The organism is Thiohalocapsa halophila, from assembly GCF_016583825.1.
Lineage (GTDB): Bacteria > Pseudomonadota > Gammaproteobacteria > Chromatiales > Chromatiaceae > Thiohalocapsa > Thiohalocapsa halophila.
On the sequence record NZ_NRRV01000167.1, the window covers coordinates 1 to 1,858 of the forward strand.

Here is a 1,858-nt window from a genome sequence, read left to right on the forward strand (position 1 = left end):
GCTTGAGCGACGCACGGGTCGGGACGGAATTTTCCCTAGGTGACGCCTGCAACCTAGAGCAGAGCGACATGGATGTAGATCTGGTGTTCGCTGGTAATTTGCTCGACCGTCTCTACGATCCTCGGCGTTTTCTGCGTTCCATGAGGAAGTGTTTACGGTTGGGCGGCGTCCTGACAATCAGTTCACCGTATACCTTGCTAGAGGAGTTCACCCCGCGCGAAAACTGGCTGGGCGAATTCGAGCCGGACGGCGGTTATGTAAATACCTTTCACGGCATGCGACAGGTCCTCGAGCCGGAATTCGAGCTGCTTCAGGCGCCAACCGATGTCCCGTTTGTCATTCGCGAGACAGCGCGAAAGTTCCAGCACACGGTCGCGGAATTGAGTGTGTGGCAGCGGGTCCGGTAATGAGCGCGCGCGGCGATCGCAGGCGGCATTGGCTCTTGCCGTGCTCGCATGCGCCGACAAGGGAAATGAAATAGCCGTCTATCCTAGTGGCGATCCATGCTGCGTCGACCTATGCGATCGGCAAAGTATTCCTGCAGCATTTCGAGTCCAGAAACGCCATGCTGACATCCGATCTGGAGAAAGTGAGGGTGTACTACGCCGAGCGGGTCGTTCATGGAAAGGTCGAGGCGCTGCGCAGTTATGCCGGCGTCGAGCCTTGTCGGGAGAGTTGCCGATGGTATCGCGGACACAGCTTCCGGTCCGGGCTCTGCGACGAGCCAAACGTGCGTTCAGGGCAAGTTCACCGCTTTCTAGGAGGAGGCGTTGGAGCCCAAGGAAATTGATCGGTCGGGCTCGCAAGAGTCGATAGGCTGGGCGCTGTCCGAAGTCAGGGTGAGAGCAGTTTGCATTGTCGCAGGTTAAGGTGATGGCGCGTAAACCATGCAACCAGCCCCAAGTCCGTCGCGAGCGATGACGGCAACGCGGGTGTGGCCCACGGGCGCAAGTACACACAGAGCAGGCAATGGAATCACTCGACGAACAGAGCGTTCCGTATCTATTTGAGGTGGCCAGCTCGCGATATCTGGCGCCGAGCCCGGCGATCGGGGTCATCCGAGATAACCCTGGGCTGATCCCGGTCGCAATCACCCACTCCGATCGACTCCTTTGGCTAGACATTGGAGAGTGTCCGCTCAGCGAATGGAAGTTTCGTTTCTCGATCCGCCATCTGATCGACCACGCCGGCGTGGGTAACTGTTTCACGACGAGTCTGGAGCTGCTGAAGGACCCAGCTCTGGACTTCGACCAACAGCTGCAACCCGCAGGCTTCATCTTCCATATGTCGAAATGCGGCTCGACCTTGCTATCGAAGATCCTCGACCAATCGCCAGCGCACGTCGTCTTGAAGGAGCCGACACCTTTCCATGAGCGCTTTTGGCACGCTCTGACGCAAGGTTGGCAGGATGCGGTTGAGCCCGACGAGGCCAATCTCCTGATGATCCGTAATCTGCTCCAGGCAATGGGGCGGATCCGGCTGCCCCAACAGACCTCCTACTTCGTGCGGTTTCGCAGCTGGACGGTCGCATTCGTCGATGTCATTCAGCGGGCGTTCCCCGAGACACCTTGTTTGTTCATGTATCGCGATCCGGTGGAAGTGATGGCCTCTATTCTGTCGAAGCCGACGACGGGTCTGCCTCGTCTCAAAGAAAGCGGGGCCGCGGCCTTCATAACCGGCCGTACCGATCGTGAGCTGGACCTATCGGATCGCCTTGGCTACTTCACGGCGTTCTACAGGCAATACCTGCTGTCTGGTCTGACCAAGATGGACCATGGTTCGCGCTATCTAAACTATCGTGACCTCAGCAGGGACAACCTGCTAAAGATACTGGAGGCCGCGTTTCGATATCGCCCAC

Annotated in this window: 2 protein-coding genes; both read left to right on the top strand. The window is 58.2% G+C overall.

What is annotated here, in order from left to right:
• A partial coding sequence (locus CKO31_RS25705) for a methyltransferase domain-containing protein (RefSeq protein WP_200243665.1) occupies positions 1 to 407 on the top strand: 407 nt, incomplete at its 5' end.
• Between the two features lie 562 nt (positions 408 to 969).
• On the top strand, positions 970 to 1,858 hold an 889-nt coding region (locus CKO31_RS25710; RefSeq protein ID WP_200243669.1), incomplete at its 3' end, for a sulfotransferase.